The 17,180-nt window shown below is 41.8% G+C and carries 21 protein-coding genes; 15 read left to right on the top strand and 6 right to left on the bottom strand.

Going from position 1 to position 17,180, the window contains the following annotated elements:
- From PY04_RS07535 to truD, 8 genes are read left to right on the top strand one after another with little or no spacing between them, the layout of a single operon-like run.
- Positions 1–2,724: a DNA-directed RNA polymerase subunit A' gene (locus PY04_RS07535; RefSeq protein WP_014734533.1), complete on the top strand. Its 2,724-nt coding sequence runs from the start codon at positions 1–3 to the stop codon at positions 2,722–2,724.
- A 13-nt stretch (positions 2,725–2,737) separates the two neighbouring features.
- A complete protein-coding gene (rpoA2, locus tag PY04_RS07530) occupies positions 2,738–3,928 on the top strand; it encodes a DNA-directed RNA polymerase subunit A'' (protein ID WP_014734532.1) in 1,191 nt (396 codons plus the stop codon).
- 3 nt (positions 3,929–3,931) lie between these two features.
- Complete coding sequence (locus PY04_RS07525; RefSeq protein WP_014734531.1) at positions 3,932–4,231, top strand: 50S ribosomal protein L30e; 300 nt, start codon at positions 3,932–3,934, stop codon at positions 4,229–4,231.
- 8 nt (positions 4,232–4,239) lie between these two features.
- Complete coding sequence (locus PY04_RS07520; RefSeq protein WP_014734530.1) at positions 4,240–4,677, top strand: NusA-like transcription termination signal-binding factor; 438 nt, start codon at positions 4,240–4,242, stop codon at positions 4,675–4,677.
- Between the two features lie 10 nt (positions 4,678–4,687).
- Entirely contained in the window at positions 4,688–5,131 is a 444-nt protein-coding gene (locus tag PY04_RS07515; RefSeq protein WP_014734529.1) for a 30S ribosomal protein S12, read from the top strand.
- 6 nt (positions 5,132–5,137) lie between these two features.
- Positions 5,138–5,785 carry a 30S ribosomal protein S7 gene (rpsG, locus tag PY04_RS07510; RefSeq protein ID WP_014734528.1) on the top strand — a complete coding sequence of 216 codons (648 nt, stop codon included), beginning with the start codon at positions 5,138–5,140 and terminating at the stop codon, positions 5,783–5,785.
- A 38-nt stretch (positions 5,786–5,823) separates the two neighbouring features.
- Complete coding sequence (gene pth2, locus PY04_RS07505; RefSeq protein ID WP_014734527.1) at positions 5,824–6,180, top strand: peptidyl-tRNA hydrolase Pth2; 357 nt, start codon at positions 5,824–5,826, stop codon at positions 6,178–6,180.
- 39 nt (positions 6,181–6,219) lie between these two features.
- Positions 6,220–7,437, top strand: a complete 1,218-nt coding sequence (gene truD / locus PY04_RS07500) for a tRNA pseudouridine(13) synthase TruD (RefSeq protein WP_014734526.1) — start codon at positions 6,220–6,222, stop codon at positions 7,435–7,437.
- On the opposite strand, the gene PY04_RS07495 is transcribed toward truD, so the two are convergent.
- Genes PY04_RS07495 through PY04_RS07485 form a run of 3 tightly spaced genes read right to left on the bottom strand, consistent with a single transcriptional unit; the run spans position 7,434 to position 9,084 of the window.
- Entirely contained in the window at positions 7,434–7,685 is a 252-nt protein-coding gene (locus PY04_RS07495) for a hypothetical protein (protein WP_014734525.1), read from the bottom strand. The two genes, truD and PY04_RS07495, sit on opposite strands and share 4 nt — an antisense overlap.
- Before the next feature lie 22 nt (positions 7,686–7,707).
- Positions 7,708–8,643: a tRNA (cytosine(49)-C(5))-methyltransferase gene (locus PY04_RS07490; RefSeq protein WP_014734524.1), complete on the bottom strand. Its 936-nt coding sequence runs from the start codon at positions 8,641–8,643 to the stop codon at positions 7,708–7,710.
- A 12-nt stretch (positions 8,644–8,655) separates the two neighbouring features.
- Positions 8,656–9,084, bottom strand: coding sequence for an archease (locus PY04_RS07485; RefSeq protein WP_014734523.1), 429 nt, complete (start codon positions 9,082–9,084; stop codon positions 8,656–8,658).
- A gap of 49 nt (positions 9,085–9,133) precedes the next feature.
- On the opposite strand from PY04_RS07485, the gene PY04_RS07480 reads away from it, so the two are divergent.
- The 7 genes from PY04_RS07480 (at position 9,134) to PY04_RS07450 (ending at position 14,417) form a co-directional block, all read left to right on the top strand.
- Positions 9,134–10,003, top strand: coding sequence for a hypothetical protein (locus tag PY04_RS07480; protein WP_048056100.1), 870 nt, complete (start codon positions 9,134–9,136; stop codon positions 10,001–10,003).
- A 42-nt stretch (positions 10,004–10,045) separates the two neighbouring features.
- Positions 10,046–11,299 (top strand): TIGR00375 family protein, encoded by a 1,254-nt coding sequence (locus PY04_RS07475; RefSeq protein WP_048056099.1) that lies wholly within the window; start codon positions 10,046–10,048, stop codon positions 11,297–11,299.
- A 95-nt stretch (positions 11,300–11,394) separates the two neighbouring features.
- The gene (locus tag PY04_RS07470; protein WP_014734520.1) at positions 11,395–11,865 is read left to right on the top strand and encodes a DUF2178 domain-containing protein; all 471 of its coding nucleotides are present in this window, start codon (positions 11,395–11,397) and stop codon (positions 11,863–11,865) included.
- Position 11,866: 1 nt separating this feature from the next.
- Entirely contained in the window at positions 11,867–12,070 is a 204-nt protein-coding gene (locus PY04_RS07465; protein WP_014734519.1) for a helix-turn-helix transcriptional regulator, read from the top strand.
- On the top strand, positions 12,067–12,438 hold the full coding sequence (locus PY04_RS07460) for a hypothetical protein (protein WP_014734518.1): 372 nt from the start codon (positions 12,067–12,069) through the stop codon (positions 12,436–12,438). Before PY04_RS07465 ends, PY04_RS07460 begins: the two co-directional genes overlap by 4 nt.
- Positions 12,425–13,153: an ABC transporter ATP-binding protein gene (locus tag PY04_RS07455; RefSeq protein WP_014734517.1), complete on the top strand. Its 729-nt coding sequence runs from the start codon at positions 12,425–12,427 to the stop codon at positions 13,151–13,153. Before PY04_RS07460 ends, PY04_RS07455 begins: the two co-directional genes overlap by 14 nt.
- Entirely contained in the window at positions 13,146–14,417 is a 1,272-nt protein-coding gene (locus PY04_RS07450; protein WP_048056098.1) for an ABC transporter permease, read from the top strand. The genes PY04_RS07455 and PY04_RS07450 overlap by 8 nt, the downstream gene beginning before the upstream one ends.
- Here the strand turns inward: PY04_RS07450 and PY04_RS07445 are convergent.
- From PY04_RS07445 to PY04_RS07435, 3 genes are read right to left on the bottom strand one after another with little or no spacing between them, the layout of a single operon-like run.
- On the bottom strand, positions 14,404–14,916 hold the full coding sequence (locus PY04_RS07445; protein ID WP_014734515.1) for a metallophosphoesterase: 513 nt from the start codon (positions 14,914–14,916) through the stop codon (positions 14,404–14,406). The genes PY04_RS07450 and PY04_RS07445 overlap by 14 nt on opposite strands.
- A 2-nt stretch (positions 14,917–14,918) precedes the next feature.
- Positions 14,919–15,944, bottom strand: coding sequence for an RNA 3'-terminal phosphate cyclase (gene rtcA, locus PY04_RS07440; RefSeq protein WP_014734514.1), 1,026 nt, complete (start codon positions 15,942–15,944; stop codon positions 14,919–14,921).
- Complete coding sequence (locus PY04_RS07435; protein WP_014734513.1) at positions 15,941–17,092, bottom strand: hypothetical protein; 1,152 nt, start codon at positions 17,090–17,092, stop codon at positions 15,941–15,943. The genes rtcA and PY04_RS07435 overlap by 4 nt, the downstream gene beginning before the upstream one ends.
- Positions 17,093–17,180 lie beyond the last annotated feature (88 nt).

The following is a 17,180-nucleotide window of genomic DNA, read 5'->3' as shown; positions in this document are numbered from 1 at the left end:
ATGCAGTCAGTTAAAAAGGTTATTGGGAGTATTGAATTTGGAATCCTCTCCCCTCAAGAAATTAGAAAAATGAGTGCAGTCGAGGTTACTGTTCCAGACACATACGACGATGACGGTTATCCAATTGAAGGCGGTGTAATGGATAAGAGAATGGGAGTTATAGACCCAGGACTTAGATGTGAGACTTGTGGGGCAAGAGCTGGCGAATGTCCCGGACACTTTGGTCACATAGAACTAGCCCGTCCAGTTATTCACGTTGGATTTGCAAAAACTATTCACAGAGTCCTTGAGAGCACTTGTAGAGAATGTGGGAGGATAAAGCTAACCGATGAGGAAATTGAGGAGTACATGAAGAAACTGGAGCTAGCAAAGAACAGAAGAAGTGAAGTCAACAAGATACTCAAGGAGATACACAAGAAGGCTAGGGAAAGGATGGTATGTCCTCACTGTGGTGCTCCTCAATATCCAATAAAGTTCGAAAAGCCCACAATATACTGGGAGCTTAGAAAGGATGAGCAGGGGAATGAGTACAAGCACAGAATGATGCCTACAGAGGTGAGAGATAGACTTGAGAAGATTCCCGATGAAGATCTCCCACTTCTCGGATTACATCCTGAAAAGTCAAGACCAGAATGGATGGTCCTCACGGTTCTTCCTGTTCCTCCCGTTACAGTAAGGCCTTCCATTACGCTCGAGACTGGTATCAGGGCTGAGGATGACTTAACTCACAAGCTTGTTGATATCATAAGAATTAACAACAGGCTCAAGCAGAACATTGAGGCTGGTGCTCCCCAGCTGATTATAGAAGACCTCTGGGACCTCCTCCAGTATCACGTTACCACCTATATAAACAACGAAACTTCAGGAATACCACCCGCAAAGCACAAGAGTGGGAGGCCTCTAAAGACTCTTGCCCAGAGACTTAAGGGTAAAGAGGGAAGATTCAGAGGAAATCTTAGCGGTAAGAGAGTCAACTTCTCAGCGAGAACAGTCATAAGTCCAGATCCCATGATAAGTATAAATGAAGTTGGTGTTCCAATTGAAATAGCCATGGAGCTTACGGTTCCCGAAAAGGTTACTGAATTCAACATTGAAAAGCTGAGAAAAATGGTTCTTAACGGTCCAGATAAGTATCCAGGAGCTAACTATGTAATCGATCCTGATGGAAAAAGAATTAGAATTATGGAAAGCAACAGGGAGTTCTTGGCAGAGAGACTTGACATTGGCTGGACGGTTGAGAGGCATCTTCTTGATGGTGATATAGTCCTCTTCAACAGACAGCCTTCACTCCACAGGATGAGCATAATGGCTCATCGCGTCAGGGTAATGCCTTATAAGACTTTCAGACTTAACCTTGCCGTATGTCCGCCTTATAACGCTGATTTCGATGGAGATGAAATGAACCTCCACGTGCCTCAGACAGAAGAAGCTCAGGCAGAAGCTAGAATACTAATGGAGGTTCAGAACCACATAATTTCTCCGAGGTATGGAGGGCCGATTATTGGTGGGATTCAGGATCATATCTCTGGTGGATACTTGTTAACTAGAGAGGGAGCCTACTTTACCAGGGAAGAAGTTGAGCAGATGCTAATGTTTGCAGGCGTTGATATCAAGGAGCTTCCGGAACCCGATAAGTATGAGAATGGGAAGCCATTATGGAGCGGAAAGACAATATTCTCACTACTCCTTCCGGATGATCTAACAGTATGGTATAGGAACAAGCTCTGTGACGAACCAGAGCGTTGTGAGGCCTTAGAGAAGCTAATCGAGGAGAAACTTATCCCAGATCCAGAGGAAGTTAGGAAGCTAGCTTACGATGGCTTCGTTTACATCCAGAACGGAAAGTTGCTCAGCGGTGCCATTGATAAAAAAGCCTACGGAAGAGAGGATGGGATAATTCTTGACCTAATAGTTAGAGAATACGGAATCGAAAGGGCTAGGCAGTTCCTTGATCAGGTAACAAAGCTAACAATTTGGGTCATAACTCACAAAGGATTCACAACAGGAATTGATGATGAAGACCTCCCAGAGGAGGCTAGAGATAGAATAAGAGAGGTAATCAGGGAAGCTGAAGAAAGAGTCCAGAGACTCATTGAAGCTTACAAGAGAGGAGAACTTGAGCCTCTTCCCGGTAAGAGCCTTGAAGAGACCCTAGAGAGCAAGATAATGGCAGTTCTTGCAGAGGCAAGAGATAATGCTGGTGCAATCGCAGAAAAGTACCTTGGTATGGATAACCACACGGTTATAATGGCAAAGACAGGAGCTAGAGGTAAGATACTTAACATTACTCAGATGGCCGCTTTACTTGGACAGCAGTCTATCAGAGGTAAGAGGCTTTACAGAGGATTTAAGGGAAGAGTTCTCAGTCACTTCAAGCCGGGTGATCTAGGTGCTAGGGCTAGAGGATTCGTCGTGAACTCTTATAAGAGTGGTCTTAGCCCCCAAGAATACTTCTTCCACGCAATGGGTGGAAGAGAAGGTCTAGTAGACACGGCAGTTAGAACTGCACAGAGCGGTTACATGCAGAGAAGACTAATCAACGCGTTACAGGATCTCAAAGTTGACTACGATGGAACGGTTAGAGATCCAACTGGAGTCATTGTTCAGTTCCGCTACGGTGAGGATGGAGTAGATCCAATGAAGAGCTGGGGTGGAAAGACTGTTGATGTTGATAGGGTGATCCTTAGGACGTTATTAAAGATGAGAGCCAATGGAAAAACCTGAGGGGTGAGTTTTTATGGTAGCTCCTTCTACTATTAAATCTTTAATTGAAAAGAAAGGTGCAAATCTTCCTGAGAGTGTCAAGAATGAGCTTTATGAAAAGCTCATTAAATACAATGAGAAATACAAGCTAACTAAGGCTGAGGTTGAGAAGATCATTGAGGAGGTTGTTAAAGAATACGAGAGGGCTCTTGTTGAGCCAGGTGAGGCCGTTGGTACTGTAGCTGCCCAGTCTATAGGTGAGCCCTCAACTCAGATGACACTCAACACCTTCCACTATGCAGGTGTTGCAGAGATTAACGTAACTCTTGGTTTGCCAAGAATTATAGAAATTGTAGACGCGAGGAAGAACCCATCAACGCCCATGATGACTGTTTACCTCGATGAGGAGCATCGCTATGACAGGGCTAAAGCTGAGGAGGTTGCTAGGAGAATTGAGGGTACAACCTTGGAGAACTTGGCAAGAACGACGACTATAGACTTAATAAACATGGAATTTATCGTGGAAATAGATCCTGAGAGGCTTGAAAAGAGTGGTTTAACCATGGAGAAAATCTTGAAGAAGCTTCAGGGCTCGTTTAAGAGTGCCGAATTTGAAGCGGAGGGATACACTCTAATAGTTAGGCCGAAGAAAGTTGAAAAGATCTCTGACTTGAGAAGGTTTGCCGAAAAGGTTAAAAAGCACCGTCTGAAGGGTCTCTCGGGCGTCGGTAAGACCATCGTGAGAAAGGAAGGCGATGAATACGTGATTTACACCGAAGGTTCAAACTTCAAACAAGTTTTGAAGGTTCCAGGGGTTGATCCAACAAGGACGAAAACAAATAACATTCATGAAATAGCAGAAGTCCTTGGAATTGAAGCTGCAAGGAACGCAATAATTGAAGAGATAGTAAATACAATGCGTGAGCAGGGTCTTGAGGTTGATATCAGGCATATCATGCTCGTTGCTGATATAATGACCCTTGACGGCGTTGTTAGGCCAATTGGAAGACATGGTGTTGTTGGTGAAAAGGCAAGCGTCCTTGCAAGGGCGGCCTTCGAGATAACAACACAACACCTCTTTGAGGCCGCCGAGAGAGGAGAAGTTGACAACTTAAACGGTGTAATTGAAAACGTCCTCATTGGGCAGCCCGTTCCAGTAGGAACGGGCATTGTTAAGTTAACTATGAGACTTCCACTAAAGCCACAGAAGGAAGAGGAGGTGTGATAGATGGATTTAGCGTTTGAACTTAGAAAGGCTATGGAAACTGGTAAGGTAATTCTCGGTTCTAATGAAACCATTAGGCTTGCCAAGACCGGGGGTGCTAAGCTAATCATAGTTGCAAAAAACGCTCCCAAAGAGATCAAGGATGATATCTATTATTATGCAAAGCTCAGTGACATACCAGTTTATGAATTTGAAGGAACGAGTGTTGAGTTGGGAACGCTTCTTGGTAAGCCCTTTGTTGTTGCATCCCTTGCAATAGTTGACCCAGGGGAGAGCAAAATACTAGCACTAGCAAAGAGGTGAGTTAAAAAATGCCACTAAAGCTCAACACTGACCAGATAAAGTATATAGCACTCTTTGAAAGCTTCACAGGGGCTACAGTGCTTGACTGCTTAATTGATCAAGAGAGAAACAGGTTAATTTATGTGATAAAGAAAGGCGAAATGGGACTTGCACTTGGGAAGAGAGGAATGAATGTTAAGAGAATTCAGAGCCTTCTAGGGAAGGAAATAGATTTGGTAGAGCACTCTGAGAATCCCGAGGAGTTCCTGAGGAACATCTATAAGACAATGGGCGTAAAGGTTAAAAGAGTTCATATAACTGAAAAGAGAGACGGTAAAAAAGTGGCCCTCCTCGATGTTAATCCGAGGGATAAGCCGAGGGCCATCGGAAGGGGAGGCCATAATATTAATATTGTAAAGCAACTTATGGAGAGACACCACGGAATTGAAGATGTGATAATAATTTAAGGTGATGCTCATGCCGGGTAAAAAGGCTCCAAATGGTGAATTCGCTGGCAGAAAGTTAAAGCTCAAGAGGAAGAAGTTCAGGTGGAGCGATATAAGGTACAAGAGGAGAGTACTCAGGCTCAAGGAGAAGAGTGATCCACTTGAGGGGGCTCCACAGGCTAGGGGAATCGTCCTTGAGAAGATCGCAGTAGAGGCAAAGCAGCCGAACTCAGGAATGCGTAAGGCCGTGAGAGTTCAGCTCATCAAGAACGGTAAAGTTGTTACAGCATTCTGTCCAGGTGTTGGTGCAATAAACTTCATTGACGAGCACGATGAAGTTATCATCGAGGGTATCGGTGGTCCAAAGGGAGGTTCAATGGGTGATATCCCTGGAATCAGGTACAAGGTAGTCAAAGTTAACAGAGTTTCACTGAAAGAGCTTGTCAAAGGTAGGAAAGAGAAGCCAAGGAGGTGATCTTTAATGGCCAAACCACTTTCCGAGAGGTTCTTCATACCACACGAGATTAAGGTCATGGGGAGATGGAGTACGGAAGACGTTGAAGTTAGGGATCCTTCCCTAAAGCCTTACATAAACCTTGAGCCAAGACTACTCCCACACACTCACGGAAGACATGCTAAGAAGCACTTCGGAAAGGCCAACGTTCACATAGTTGAAAGGCTTATAAACAAGATTATGAGGAGTGGAGGAAGCCACTACAAGGTTGCAGGTCACTTCATGAGAAGAGAGCACAGGTCATTAAACAGCAAAAAGGCAAGGGCATATGAGATAGTGAAAGAGGCGTTCAAGATTATAGAGAAGAGAACCGGAAAGAACCCAATTCAAGTACTTGTCTGGGCAATAGAAAATGCGGCTCCAAGAGAAGACACTACGAGCGTAATGTTCGGTGGTATAAGGTATCACGTTGCGGTAGATATCTCTCCACTTAGGAGGCTTGACGTTGCACTTAGAAACATAGCACTAGGTGCTTCAGCAAAGTGCTATAGAACCAAAATGAGCTTCGCAGAAGCTCTGGCAGAGGAAATAATCCTAGCAGCAAACAAAGATCCAAAGAGCTACGCATACAGCAAGAAGCTCGAAATCGAGAGAATTGCAGAATCCTCACGTTGATTTCCTCTTTTGCAAACTATTTTTATTAGGTGTTTCTTTTGTTCCGGTACAAACAGGTTATAGTTGTTAGGAAAGACCTTAAGTTAAGTAAGGGTAAGCTCGCTGTTCAAGTTGCACATGGAGCTGTTACTGCGGCTTTTAAGGCATACAAGGAAAGAAGGGAATGGTTTGAAAAATGGTTCCATGAGGGGCAGAAAAAAGTTGTTGTAAAAGCCGAGGGTATTGAAGAGTTATTCAAACTTAAAGCTGAAGCTGAAAGATTAGGGCTACCTACCGCTTTAATTCAAGATGCTGGACTGACGGAAATTCCTCCAGGAACGATAACAGTGCTTGCAATAGGGCCCGGTCCTGAGGAGCTCGTGGACAAAGTAACTGGACAGTTAAAACTGCTATGAGTATTTGGATTGTATTTGTCAAACATTCGGGGATAGGAAATGCTCAAAGAACTGGCATTTTTAACGAGGACTCCTGGAATAGGTGGGAAGATAAAAACGTTTCCTGAAGATTTCATTGTTAGAGAGGTTATCCCGCGGTCAATTTTCAGAGGGAATTGCGAAATATACCTTCTTAAAAAGAGGAACTGGGAGACAATGGCAGCAATTAAAGAAATTGCAAAGAGATTGGGGATTCACTATTCAAAAATAGGATTCGCGGGGACCAAAGATAGACACGCGATAACTTATCAATACATAAGTATCTGCGGAGAGTACAGGGGTATTCTAGAGAACCTGAACATCCAAGATATCGATATAAGGTTCATTGGATATGGAAGGCCTTTAAAGCTTGGTCTTCTCCTTGGTAATTGGTTTCTTATTAGAGTAAGAGATGCAAACCCATCAACATTACCCGAGTTGATTAAAGAGGCAAAAGAAAAAGGTGGTTTCCCAAACTATTTTGGAATTCAAAGGTTCGGAGAGAGGAGGGCAGTAAACCATATTGTAGGAAAACTACTTCTTCAACGAAAATATGAAGAGGCTGCAGAGGTGTTTTTAGGTTATCCTGGAGATGGAATGGAAGGTGACGAAGCGAGAAGGAACTTTCTCGAGACTAAGAATGTTGAAAAGGCTCTTGAAGAGTTTCCAAAGTTTCTCAGGTATGAAAGGGCAATGCTTTACAGGTATAAAGAAACTAAAAGCTGGAAAAAGGCCTTTTTAGTTCTTCCAAGGCCAATATTAAGGATATTTATACACTCTTTTCAATCGTATCTCTTTAACCTCTACCTATCTAGGAGAATTGAAGAGGGTCTTCCTCTTAACGAAGCGGTGCCGGGGGATATTGTCGTTCAGGTTAAGAAAGGGATTCCTCTAAGGACAAGGACATACAGGGTTACTGAAACTAACGTTGATTTCGTAAATGAGAAAATAAAGAACAAAGAAGCAATGGTATCTGGTCCCATCTTTGGTTACTTTATGAGAAAAGCAAGGGGATTACCAGGAAGAATCGAGGACGAAATCCTTGAGGAAAGCGGAGTGAAACTTGAGGACTTCAAAAAACTTCCAAAACCCCTAAGAGAACCTGGAGGAAGAAGAGAACTTCTGATAAAGCCTATAAAGTTTGCATATAAAATTGAGGGCAAAGACGTCCTCTTTAGATTCTTCCTTCCTAAGGGAGTCTATGCTACTAGCGTCTTAAGGGAGATTATGAAGAACTAATCAAGCTCTATTCCCTTGACTTTGTCACTGACGTATCCCTCAAGTATCTCCACTCTAACATATCTTTCTTCTCCAGTTAAATCCGCCATCAACGCAACCGCTCTTTGGTAGTCCCAAAGTCTCCTTTTTGCTTCTTCCGTGACTTTGTATGCCATTACTATTATTTCCTTCTCCATTTTCTGACTCGCCATCTCAATTACTTTCCTTGCATCCTCTTCGGTAAAAACACCCTTCTTCTTTACGAGCATACAGATCACCAGGGAATATTTCTTATTTAGGTTTAACTATCTTCGCTATGTAAAATGCTTCTGTATCGTTGTCCTGTGGGTGAATTCTTACGGTTTTCGCGACTTCTTCCGAATACTTCTTCCCTTCCCATTCGAGAACAGGAGGTGTTTTTTTAAGCGGAAGTTTTATCTTTTCGAGTTTCGCATCGGTTTTTTGAAGTAAGAAATCGACAACCTCCTCGTTTTCAACAGGATCAACAGTACATGTCGAGTATACCATTACTCCCCCTGGCTTTAAGGCCTTGTACGCTGCTAATATTAGCCTCTTTTGGAGTTTTGAGTGATAGTAAACTTTTCCAACGCTCCACGTTTTTGCAAACTTGAAGTTCTTTCTTATCATGCCTACTGATGAGCAGGGAGCATCTAGTAGAACCCTATCGAATGTATTTTCATACCTCCCAAAATACGCACCATCCCTAACTGTGACTTTCGCTATTAAAACTCCTGCTCTGTTTAAATTCGCTATGAGTATGTTTGCTCTATCCCTTTTGGCATCATTAGCAATTATACATCCTTTGTTTTCCATGTACTGAGCTATTTGAGTAGTTTTACTTCCAGGAGCCGCCGCCATGTCAAGAATGAACTCACCGGGTTGCGGATCAAGGACAACGGGGGGTATCATTGAACTCGCTTCCTGAGGAATTATCAAGCCTAAGGAGTACTCTATAAGCTCTCCAAAGTTGACGTCATATCTTTTTATAAAAAATCCCTCACCTTTTGTCCAGGGGATCTCCTCTAGTTCGAATTTCTCCTCTAAAAGGTTTTTTATCTCATTAAGTTCCCCCTTCAGTGTATTTATCCTTATACTTGGTCTTATGGGCTTGTATAAATATGCCCAAAACTCCTCACTTTCGTCAAGTTTTGAGTACCTCTCAACTAATCTGGGATTTATCTTTTTGAACTCCTCTTTGGGATTCATTATCTATCACCTTTAGATATCAGGAACAAGTTGGGCCATCCATCTACCGTCCGGTAGTTGCTCAATTTTCATGTCATGATAAGTAATTGCCTTGACTTCTTCCTTTGGCTCGTGCTTCTCTGGGTCAAACTTTTCTCCATATGCTTTAGCCCTTAGCCTGTATTTTCCATCAACCTTTTCTATTTTAACTTCAAAATCTCCAAAGACAAGCCCTTCTGTGTCGTGTAGTACTAATAGTTCTTCAAGAAAGCTGTATAGCAGTGCTTCAAGGTCTTCTTCCTCAACTTCTATCTCTCTTACCTCCTTTTTTTCCACCTTGTTGACGTTAACTATAACATCGAAGAGAGCTGTCGCCACAGCTTCAAACGCCTCTTCGAGGCTGTCCCCATATCCCCTGATCCCTATGTCTGCTGTGTGTTCATAGTGCTCCCATGTCTTCATTCTCTCACCTCCAGGATGAATTTTTAGAAAAGTATTTAAAGGTGTTAGGATGAGCCTCATTCCTAAACAGGTGTTTGAAATGAAAAAATGGATTTTTGGCTTGGGAATAGGAATTTTGCTCTTGGTTTTTGGGAGCGGATGTTTGAATTCTCCGGCAACAACGAAAACTCAGACAGTAGAGGTTACAAAACTAGAAGGGCCAGTTAATCTAGAGTTTCAGGGTTTAAAAGTAGTTGAGGTCGATGTATCAATACCGACTCTAACTGTAGTTAAAGAGGAAGGACAGAGAAAAGCTGTTTTGTTTATTAGTGACGTTGATTATGAGAGACATGATAACTCTCTATCCATAGACTCTGACGAGCTTATCTATTATGAATTTGACTATGACAATGGCCTTCAAGAAGGAGCGCCTAAGATAATTGGATATTCAATATCTACTGATGAAGACTACATCCCAGTAAAGTTCAAGAGCTTGAGTGTTGTTGGAGAGGATGAGCTATCGGATGACTTTGCAGATCTTAGGGCCGTTGTAAAAGTTGCTGACGAGACCGTCTATTCAAAAGAGTATCAGTTCTTTAATGGTAATGAAGGAAAGATCTCGCTAACAAATCCACAGGGAGTGGGCTCTGTTCATATGATAGACGAATTCAGGAGCTCTAATGATTACGTTTTCATCTCCGTAGGAAAATCTGGAGAAGTACTCAAGGTTACTGGGATTTATTCCGGAGATATCCCCCTGCTTATGGCAACGGAGCTCGAAGTTGAGAGGAAAGTTCTCAATCTTGATCCTATGTATATCGTGGGAATAAGGTATGAGGACTACTCGAAGCTTGTAAATGAAGAAGCAAGCATAACTTTTGGGGACAGCTCGATAGAGTTCTCAGGATTAGATGATGATGTGCTCGTCGTTAAAGGCTGAGCACTTCTAAACATTTTTATTTGTTGCCATGTTTCTACTACTATGCTCGTCGATGGTGATCTACATATTCACTCCCATTATTCTAAGGCTGTCTCAAAGTTAATGATATTCCCTATAATAGCGGAAAATGCAAAGCTAAAGGGACTGAACCTCGTTGGAACAGGGGATATTCTTAATCCCCACTGGGAGAATGAGTTAACAAGAGAGGGAAAGAGAATTGATGAAGGAACTTTTGAAGTGAGAGGGGTTAGATTCATTTTAACTGCTGAAGTTGAGGATTCAAAACGGGTTCACCATCTTCTCATTTTTCCCAGTTTGTCTCAAGTTCATGAGCTAAGAGAGATCCTTAGAAAGTACTCGCGAGATATCGAAGCAGAAGGCAGACCACATCTCACTCTCTCTGCATCTGAAATAGCTGAGATATGTAATGAGCTTGGAGTGTTGATTGGTCCAGCCCACGCATTTACTCCCTGGACGGCCTTGTATAAGGAATACAACTCCCTGAAGGAAGCGTATGGAGATGCAAGGGTTGATTTTCTCGAGCTTGGGCTGTCTGCTGACTCTGAAATGGCTGACATGATTAAGGCACATCACACTCTAACATATTTGAGCAATTCAGATGCCCATTCTCCCCAGCCACACAGGTTGGGAAGGGAGTTCAATAGATTTGAAGTTAAAGACATTACATTCGAGGAAATAAGAAAAGCAATTCTCAGGAGAGGAGGAAGGAAGATAGTTTTGAATGCGGGCTTGGATCCAAGGCTCGGAAAATATCACCTTACCGCATGTTCGAGGTGTTATACAAAGTATACCCTCCAGGATGCAATATCTCTAAGGTGGAGGTGTCCTAAGTGTGGAGGGGTTATTAAGAAAGGTGTTAGGGACAGAATTCTCGAGCTTGCGGATACCAATGAGAGGCCAAAGGATAGACCTCCCTATTTGAGACTTGCCCCACTAGCGGAGATAATAGGGATGGTTATTGGAAAGGGAATAGAAACTAAGGCTGTTAAGGTTATTTGGAAGAGATTTCTTAAAGAATTTGGGAGTGAAATTAGGGTTCTTGTAGATGTTCCAATAGAGACCCTTGCCCAAATTCATGAGGATGTTGCTAAGGCAATATGGGCATATAGAAATGGGAAACTCATAGTCATCCCTGGTGGTGGAGGAAAGTATGGTGAAATAAGACTACCTGAGGAGATCAGGAAAGCTAAGATTCAAGAGCTTGAGAATATTGAAATATCAGTTGGAGAGGAAGCACCAAAACCAAAACAGAGAACTCTTCTTTCGTATTTATAAATATTCTTCATTGATTACTATTCCTCGAAATATTTTTAAGTTAAATGTTAGGTATATTTAACGTAAAAGAAACTTTACATAAAGAGGTGCAAGACATGGAACTCCAGAGCATGATTGTATGGATAGTTACAATATTTGTACTAGCGATTGGAATTGGCTATCTCAGAAGGAAGTTGGGGGAAGAAAAAGAAAGCTCGATGATAGTACCTGTAGCCATCATTGGAATAATGGGATACGTCCTTGGATTAGCCACGGCAAGAGGCAACCTCAGTATAGCTTTTGCAGTTCTGATAGTGGGTGTATTAGTCCTTAACTTATACTACACAATCCTCACAAGGAGAGGCCACGTCTTAAGTGATGAAAGAACGTTAAGAATAGAGGAGATATCATCAAGAAGAACATTGCAGGTGTTTATGCTAATCTTGGCGTTCATTGTTGTTTACCTCTCAGTAGCTCATCAAGAAAATCAACTTCTTAAGCCTGCCTTCATTTTATCCGAGATTCTACTTGCCATCCTCATGGCTTTCCACATAATCTTCAGATTCTACTATTCCAGGGTGATGTAGTGTGAAAAACAGGCTTAGGGAACTTAGAGAGGCTAGAGGGCTGACCCAGGAGGAATTGGCCAAGATTCTGGGCGTTACCAGGCAGACGATAATAGCGATAGAGAAGGGAAAGTACGATCCATCCCTTAGGTTAGCATTTAAAATAGCGAGATTTTTTGGACTTAAAATTGAGGATATATTCATATATGAGGAGGGAGAAAAATGAAAATTACTGAAAAGCAGGCGGGTTTGGCCTTATACATATTTGGAATAGGATTGGCAGTTATCAGACCTCCCGTCGAAAGGCTGGCTTGCATTAACTTAGTTACTGGGGAAGTGTGCAGGGGAATAAACCCATTTTTCCTAATTCTGGAGATTGGGCTCATAATGAGTGGAGCTGTGTTTCTAATGCTTTCTCAAAACTTCTATAATGTTCATGAAAGGAATGGATGGCTTGGCGTTGTTACCGGCTTGGGAATTGCTTTTGTGGGTGGGTATTCTGGGTTGAGGATATTAGCTTTGTTCGGAATTACTTTGGCAACCATAGGATTGCTCATGTATAAATATGGGAGGGTAAAGAATGAGCGCCGTTGAAGTTATCAATCTTGAGAAGGACTACGGAAGAGTTAGAGCGCTTCGGGGAATAAGCTTCACGATCGAGGAAGGAGAGATATTTGGTCTCATAGGACCCAACGGTGCTGGAAAATCAACGACCCTTAGAATTCTGGCCACCTTACTCACACCAACAGGGGGGAAAGCAAAAGTTTTTGGCTATGATGTAGTGAAAGAGGCAGATGAAGTTAGAAAATTGATAAGTTATCTCCCGGAGGAAGCTGGTGCCTACAAAAGACTCACTGGGCTGGAATATTTGGAGTTTATGGCAAAACTTTATGCCAAGGAAGAAAAGAAGGCTAAAGAAATGTTAGAACTTGGCATTGAACTTTCGGGTCTCGGTAACAGGCTTAGGGATAAGGTATCAACGTACTCAAAGGGTATGACAAGAAGGCTTCTGCTTGCGAGGGCTCTAATGGTTAGACCAAAGCTTGCAATTTTAGATGAGCCAACAAGTGGACTTGATATAATAAATGCTTTTGAAATAAGAAGAACCATAAAGAGTTTTGCAGAGGATGAAGGTGTTACTTTCTTGATATCGAGCCACAACATGCTTGAAGTTGAGTACTTGTGCGATAGAGTTGCTTTAATCCACAAGGGTAAGATAATGGAAGTGGGAACCCCGGAGGAGCTTAAGGGGAAGTACGGAGCCGAAAACTTGGAGGAGGTATTTATGGAGGCGATCAAGAATGTCTGACTTTATGGTAATCTTAATGAAAGAACTAAAGGATATGTTCAGGGATAAAGGTCTGATTTTTGCCCTTATTATAGTCCCTCTCGTTCTCTATCCGGCTCTAGGTCAAATGGTTCAAATTGGAATGGAACAGGCTCAAAAGGAGACTAAGGTTGTAATAGCGAACTTTGATGAAGGCAATTATGCTGATTTACTAATTAAGGCTCTAAAGGTTGCCCCAAATGTGACTGTTGTCGAAATAAAGGCAAAGGATGTTGAAGATGCTTTGAATATTGCCATTAAGGAGGGATATAACGTTCTTTTGGTTATTCCAAAGAACTTTTCAGAGAGCATAGAGGAAAACAAGAAGGCCCTTATTGAAGTTTATGGAGTATTTACAGGGATGAGCCTTGGAATGAAGGAGAGTGTTAGTGAGGGAAGGATAAATGCAGTTGTAAATGTTCTCAGCGAAGAACTAGCTAAGTTAAAGCTTAAAACTGAATTCCAAAATCCTGAAGCGGTTCTTCATCCTATAGGGGTTAGGAGCTACTCTGTAATTAAGGGGAGGATAATCAACTTACCTCCTTCTCTAGTGTCTGCAGTTATGGCTTCCCAAGCCTTCTCTATTCCAATAGTGGTCTTCATAATGTTCACAATGGTCTCTCAGATGGCTGCTGGAACCATGGCTAGCGAGAAGGAGAATAAGACGCTGGAGACCCTTCTTACGTTACCAGTTTCAAGGACTTCGATAGTCGCTGGAAAGATGATAGGGAGCGCTGTTCTGGGTCTTGTGGCTGCTATAGCATATATGTTCGGAATGAGTAGATACTTCTCAAGCTTCGGAGAGACAGCAAATATAAGGCTCGAAGATTTGGGTCTTAGAGTAACTCCCTATGGCATGTTTCTATTTGCTGTAATAATATTCTTGGCAATTACTTTTGCAATTTCAATCTCAATGCTCTTGGGGGTTTTTGCAGAGGATACAAAGAGTGCTTCGACGCTTGTTACTGCCGTGTTAATGCCAATGCTTTTCCCAACGTTTATCTTCATGGTAACTGACGTTCAAACATTGCCTCCGCTTGTGAGGTATATTCTATATGCAATTCCATTTAGCCATCCTGTGCTTGCTTCTAGAGCAATGATACTTGGAGAGTACTCGATGATGTATAGGAGTATAGGATATTTGGTTGTTGTTTCAGGAATTACCTTATATTTGACAGCGAAGTTTTTCAGGACAGAAAAGATTTTGACTGCAAAAATAAGATTCAAAAGAGCTAAAGGCTCATAAGGCCTAGAATATCTTTTGTATCTAGATCCACTATCTTTATCTCCCTTTCTCTTACATTCAATATTGCAACGCTCTTAACTCCTGTAACGTAACCGCAAACTTCTCCTGGATTGATTATTATCGTCCTTCCAACTTCTTGGATTCCATGTCTGTGGGTGTGTCCTCTAATCACTATGTCATAAAGCTGACTTCTCGCCAAGGCTTCGACAATTCTCTCATCAGTTCCGTGGAGAACTACGGTTTTAAGGCCATTTAAATCTAAAACAAGGATCTCATCTTTGATGCCTAACTTCTCTCTTAGTCCGTCTCTTTCTCCATCGTTATTTCCGAAAACTCCTTTTAGAGGTGCATTCAGTTTTGAAAGTTCCTTGGCAACGAAAGGGGCTACATAATCCCCGGCATGTATAACCAAATCTACTCCTTCTGAATTAAAGAATTCGACTGCTTTCCTTATAGCGGGCAAATTGTCATGGGTGTCACTCATTATTCCGACTTTCATATTTACCACCTCTTCACAACTTTCACCTTACCAGGTTTTCCAACCTCACCATCCACATCAAAAATTTTCCCAAGAAAGTTTTCAACAACCCACACGTTTGTTATCAGGTGATTTGTTATCTCCGCAACTTTAAATTCCCCTCCAGAGAATGCTAGGAAGGGTATTAGCTGATCTCCTAGGAACTTATCTACACAAGCTCTTGTTTTTAGCTGTTCTAGAAGTTCTTGGGCTGCTTCTTTTCCAACGATCTCTGCTGGCTTTCCTTTCTTTCCTAGAGCATCTCCGCCTATCCTGAGGCAGTCTGTTTCTGCCCACACGACTATTCCACTTCCTGGACCAATTGATTTTGATACTTCTGTCTTTATCTCTATTGGTACGTTTAGATGTTGGAGCTCCTCTCTTGCTGCTCTAGCCTGTCTCTCGGCCACATGGGCTGGAAGATTTGTTGCGTGACTTATCCCACCAATTTTGAGGACTTTAGAGTACTCGTTAGCAATAAGGGAATTCTTCTCTCTCCAAGGCTCGGTGTATCCTTCAACAAGCCCTCCACCTTTTGGATAGTGGCCTCTTCTTTTTAATACGATCTCTGCTCTTATTCCGATTTTTCTAAGGGCAAATAGTGTCACATTGGCTAGATAATCAACTGGAGGGCTCCAGGATACATCAGTTCCTCCAGTGATTTTGAAGTCAACTCTGCCATTGGCAAAGACCATTGCTGGAAGAAGGGCCTGAAGAACAAGTGTTATGCTTCCAGCCGTTCCTATATTTACTATTATCTTCTTTGCTTCAATCTCTCTTGGTATAAATATTAACTCTTTTGACCCGACATGGGCTCCTCTAACATCCGCATTTGCAAGTTCTTTTAAGGCTAGTATTCCGTTGAGGTGTTGAGGCCTCAGTCCCGGATTTGGCCTGTTGGCCCTTATATTGATAATCCTGACGGGTTCTTTAGTGATCGCAGAGAGTGCAACTGCTGTTCTTAATATCTGTCCTCCTCCCTCTCCGTAGCTGCCGTCTATAGTTATCATGGTGTGCCCCCGCTAACTATCGCGGCGACTTCCCTTAAAAGCTCTATGCTATCTTTATTTTTTGATTTGGTGAGCTTTCTCCACAGATTTGCTATAATTTCCACTCCTAGAAAAGTTCTGTACTCTTCGGGGAACATTGGAAGAACTCCTGTAGGTATCGTGACTCCTAGAGCTTTTGATAGTACCTGCTTAAATGTGTCATCATCAAATGGAGGTAGATTTATTCTTATTGGAAACTTGAGACCTGAATAGTTCTCTGGATATTTGGTATCAACTATTATCGTGAAGTTAACTGGAAGACGGATCCTTCTACCATTTAAAGTTACTTTAACTTCTCCTCTCTTTTTCATCTTCAGTAACATCCTTACAAGATCCCTGGGAGGCTCTGTGAGAATCAAAAAACCTCCCATAGCTTTTAGAAAAAGAGGTGCAGAGTATATATTTTCTTCAATGTTCTTGAAGGAAAAGTCTTCGATGCTATCAATATGAGCATCCCAATGAATTACTGGGGGTTTAACTATTACTTTGTCCAAATGAGAGCCCTTAACTTCATGATATTCTTCATCAAAAACCCTAATAATTATTCCCTCAACCTCGATTAATCTTGGAATTGAAATTCTTCCTTCAATAGAATTTTTAATAATGGTTGGAACGTCTAATTCTGCCCTATTCAGGATTAGGGCGTCTTCCATAAGCGATAACAAGTTTAACCTTCTAGAGTATTTCTCCGGTAGCCCCACTTTTGAGAAGTTGAATTTGACGTCTTCTATTATCTTTTCTTCTTTGCTCATTTCTGTCTCAAGTAAATCTTTTGAAATTGCTGTTATCTGATATATTTTATCCCTTCCCTTTGTATATAGGATGCCATTTGAAACAAGCCTAAGTCCTAATCTTGACAGTGTAGCACTGAGTTCTTCTTCGGATCTTGTCGTTATTGCTTCTTTTCCTTTTACACTTTCGAATCCCTTCTGAATTACTATAAAATCCGATGGATAAATGTTGTTTTCTCTTAGAAATTGCTCTAGTACTGCTATCGCTAAATCTTCACTTATGGCATAAACTTTTATGAACTCAATTTTTCCGTCAGGTCTTATACCTGCAAAAACTACAAAATCATCTCTTTCCTTTGGTTTGTTAATTTCCTCCATCCTCATCCCATTAACAAAATTAGTCATTTTTCTTTAAATAGTTTATAACGCAACGTTAACTAATTAGAAACGACATCCTTATATAGCG

The organism is Pyrococcus sp. ST04, from assembly GCF_000263735.1.
Classification (GTDB): domain Archaea; phylum Methanobacteriota_B; class Thermococci; order Thermococcales; family Thermococcaceae; genus Pyrococcus.
Note: the sequence above shows the minus strand (reverse complement) of the source record. Positions and strands in the feature narration are given on the sequence as shown.

Bases quoted from the DNA above. Each gene is read 5' to 3' on its own strand.
- PY04_RS07535 (WP_014734533.1), top strand. From the start codon at position 1: ATGCAGTCAGTTAAAAAGGTTATTGGGAGTATTGAATTTGGAATCCTC.
- rpoA2 (WP_014734532.1), top strand. From the start codon at position 2,738: ATGGTAGCTCCTTCTACTATTAAATCTTTAATTGAAAAGAAAGGTGCA.
- PY04_RS07525 (WP_014734531.1), top strand. From the start codon at position 3,932: ATGGATTTAGCGTTTGAACTTAGAAAGGCTATGGAAACTGGTAAGGTA.
- PY04_RS07520 (WP_014734530.1), top strand. From the start codon at position 4,240: ATGCCACTAAAGCTCAACACTGACCAGATAAAGTATATAGCACTCTTT.
- PY04_RS07515 (WP_014734529.1), top strand. From the start codon at position 4,688: ATGCCGGGTAAAAAGGCTCCAAATGGTGAATTCGCTGGCAGAAAGTTA.
- rpsG (WP_014734528.1), top strand. From the start codon at position 5,138: ATGGCCAAACCACTTTCCGAGAGGTTCTTCATACCACACGAGATTAAG.
- truD (WP_014734526.1), top strand. From the start codon at position 6,220: ATGCTCAAAGAACTGGCATTTTTAACGAGGACTCCTGGAATAGGTGGG.
- PY04_RS07495 (WP_014734525.1), bottom strand. From the start codon at position 7,685: ATGCTCGTAAAGAAGAAGGGTGTTTTTACCGAAGAGGATGCAAGGAAA.
- PY04_RS07490 (WP_014734524.1), bottom strand. From the start codon at position 8,643: ATGAATCCCAAAGAGGAGTTCAAAAAGATAAATCCCAGATTAGTTGAG.
- PY04_RS07485 (WP_014734523.1), bottom strand. From the start codon at position 9,084: ATGAAGACATGGGAGCACTATGAACACACAGCAGACATAGGGATCAGG.
- PY04_RS07480 (WP_048056100.1), top strand. From the start codon at position 9,134: ATGAGCCTCATTCCTAAACAGGTGTTTGAAATGAAAAAATGGATTTTT.
- PY04_RS07475 (WP_048056099.1), top strand. From the start codon at position 10,046: ATGCTCGTCGATGGTGATCTACATATTCACTCCCATTATTCTAAGGCT.
- PY04_RS07470 (WP_014734520.1), top strand. From the start codon at position 11,395: ATGGAACTCCAGAGCATGATTGTATGGATAGTTACAATATTTGTACTA.
- PY04_RS07460 (WP_014734518.1), top strand. From the start codon at position 12,067: ATGAAAATTACTGAAAAGCAGGCGGGTTTGGCCTTATACATATTTGGA.
- PY04_RS07455 (WP_014734517.1), top strand. From the start codon at position 12,425: ATGAGCGCCGTTGAAGTTATCAATCTTGAGAAGGACTACGGAAGAGTT.
- PY04_RS07450 (WP_048056098.1), top strand. From the start codon at position 13,146: ATGTCTGACTTTATGGTAATCTTAATGAAAGAACTAAAGGATATGTTC.
- PY04_RS07445 (WP_014734515.1), bottom strand. From the start codon at position 14,916: ATGAAAGTCGGAATAATGAGTGACACCCATGACAATTTGCCCGCTATA.
- rtcA (WP_014734514.1), bottom strand. From the start codon at position 15,944: ATGATAACTATAGACGGCAGCTACGGAGAGGGAGGAGGACAGATATTA.
- PY04_RS07435 (WP_014734513.1), bottom strand. From the start codon at position 17,092: ATGGAGGAAATTAACAAACCAAAGGAAAGAGATGATTTTGTAGTTTTT.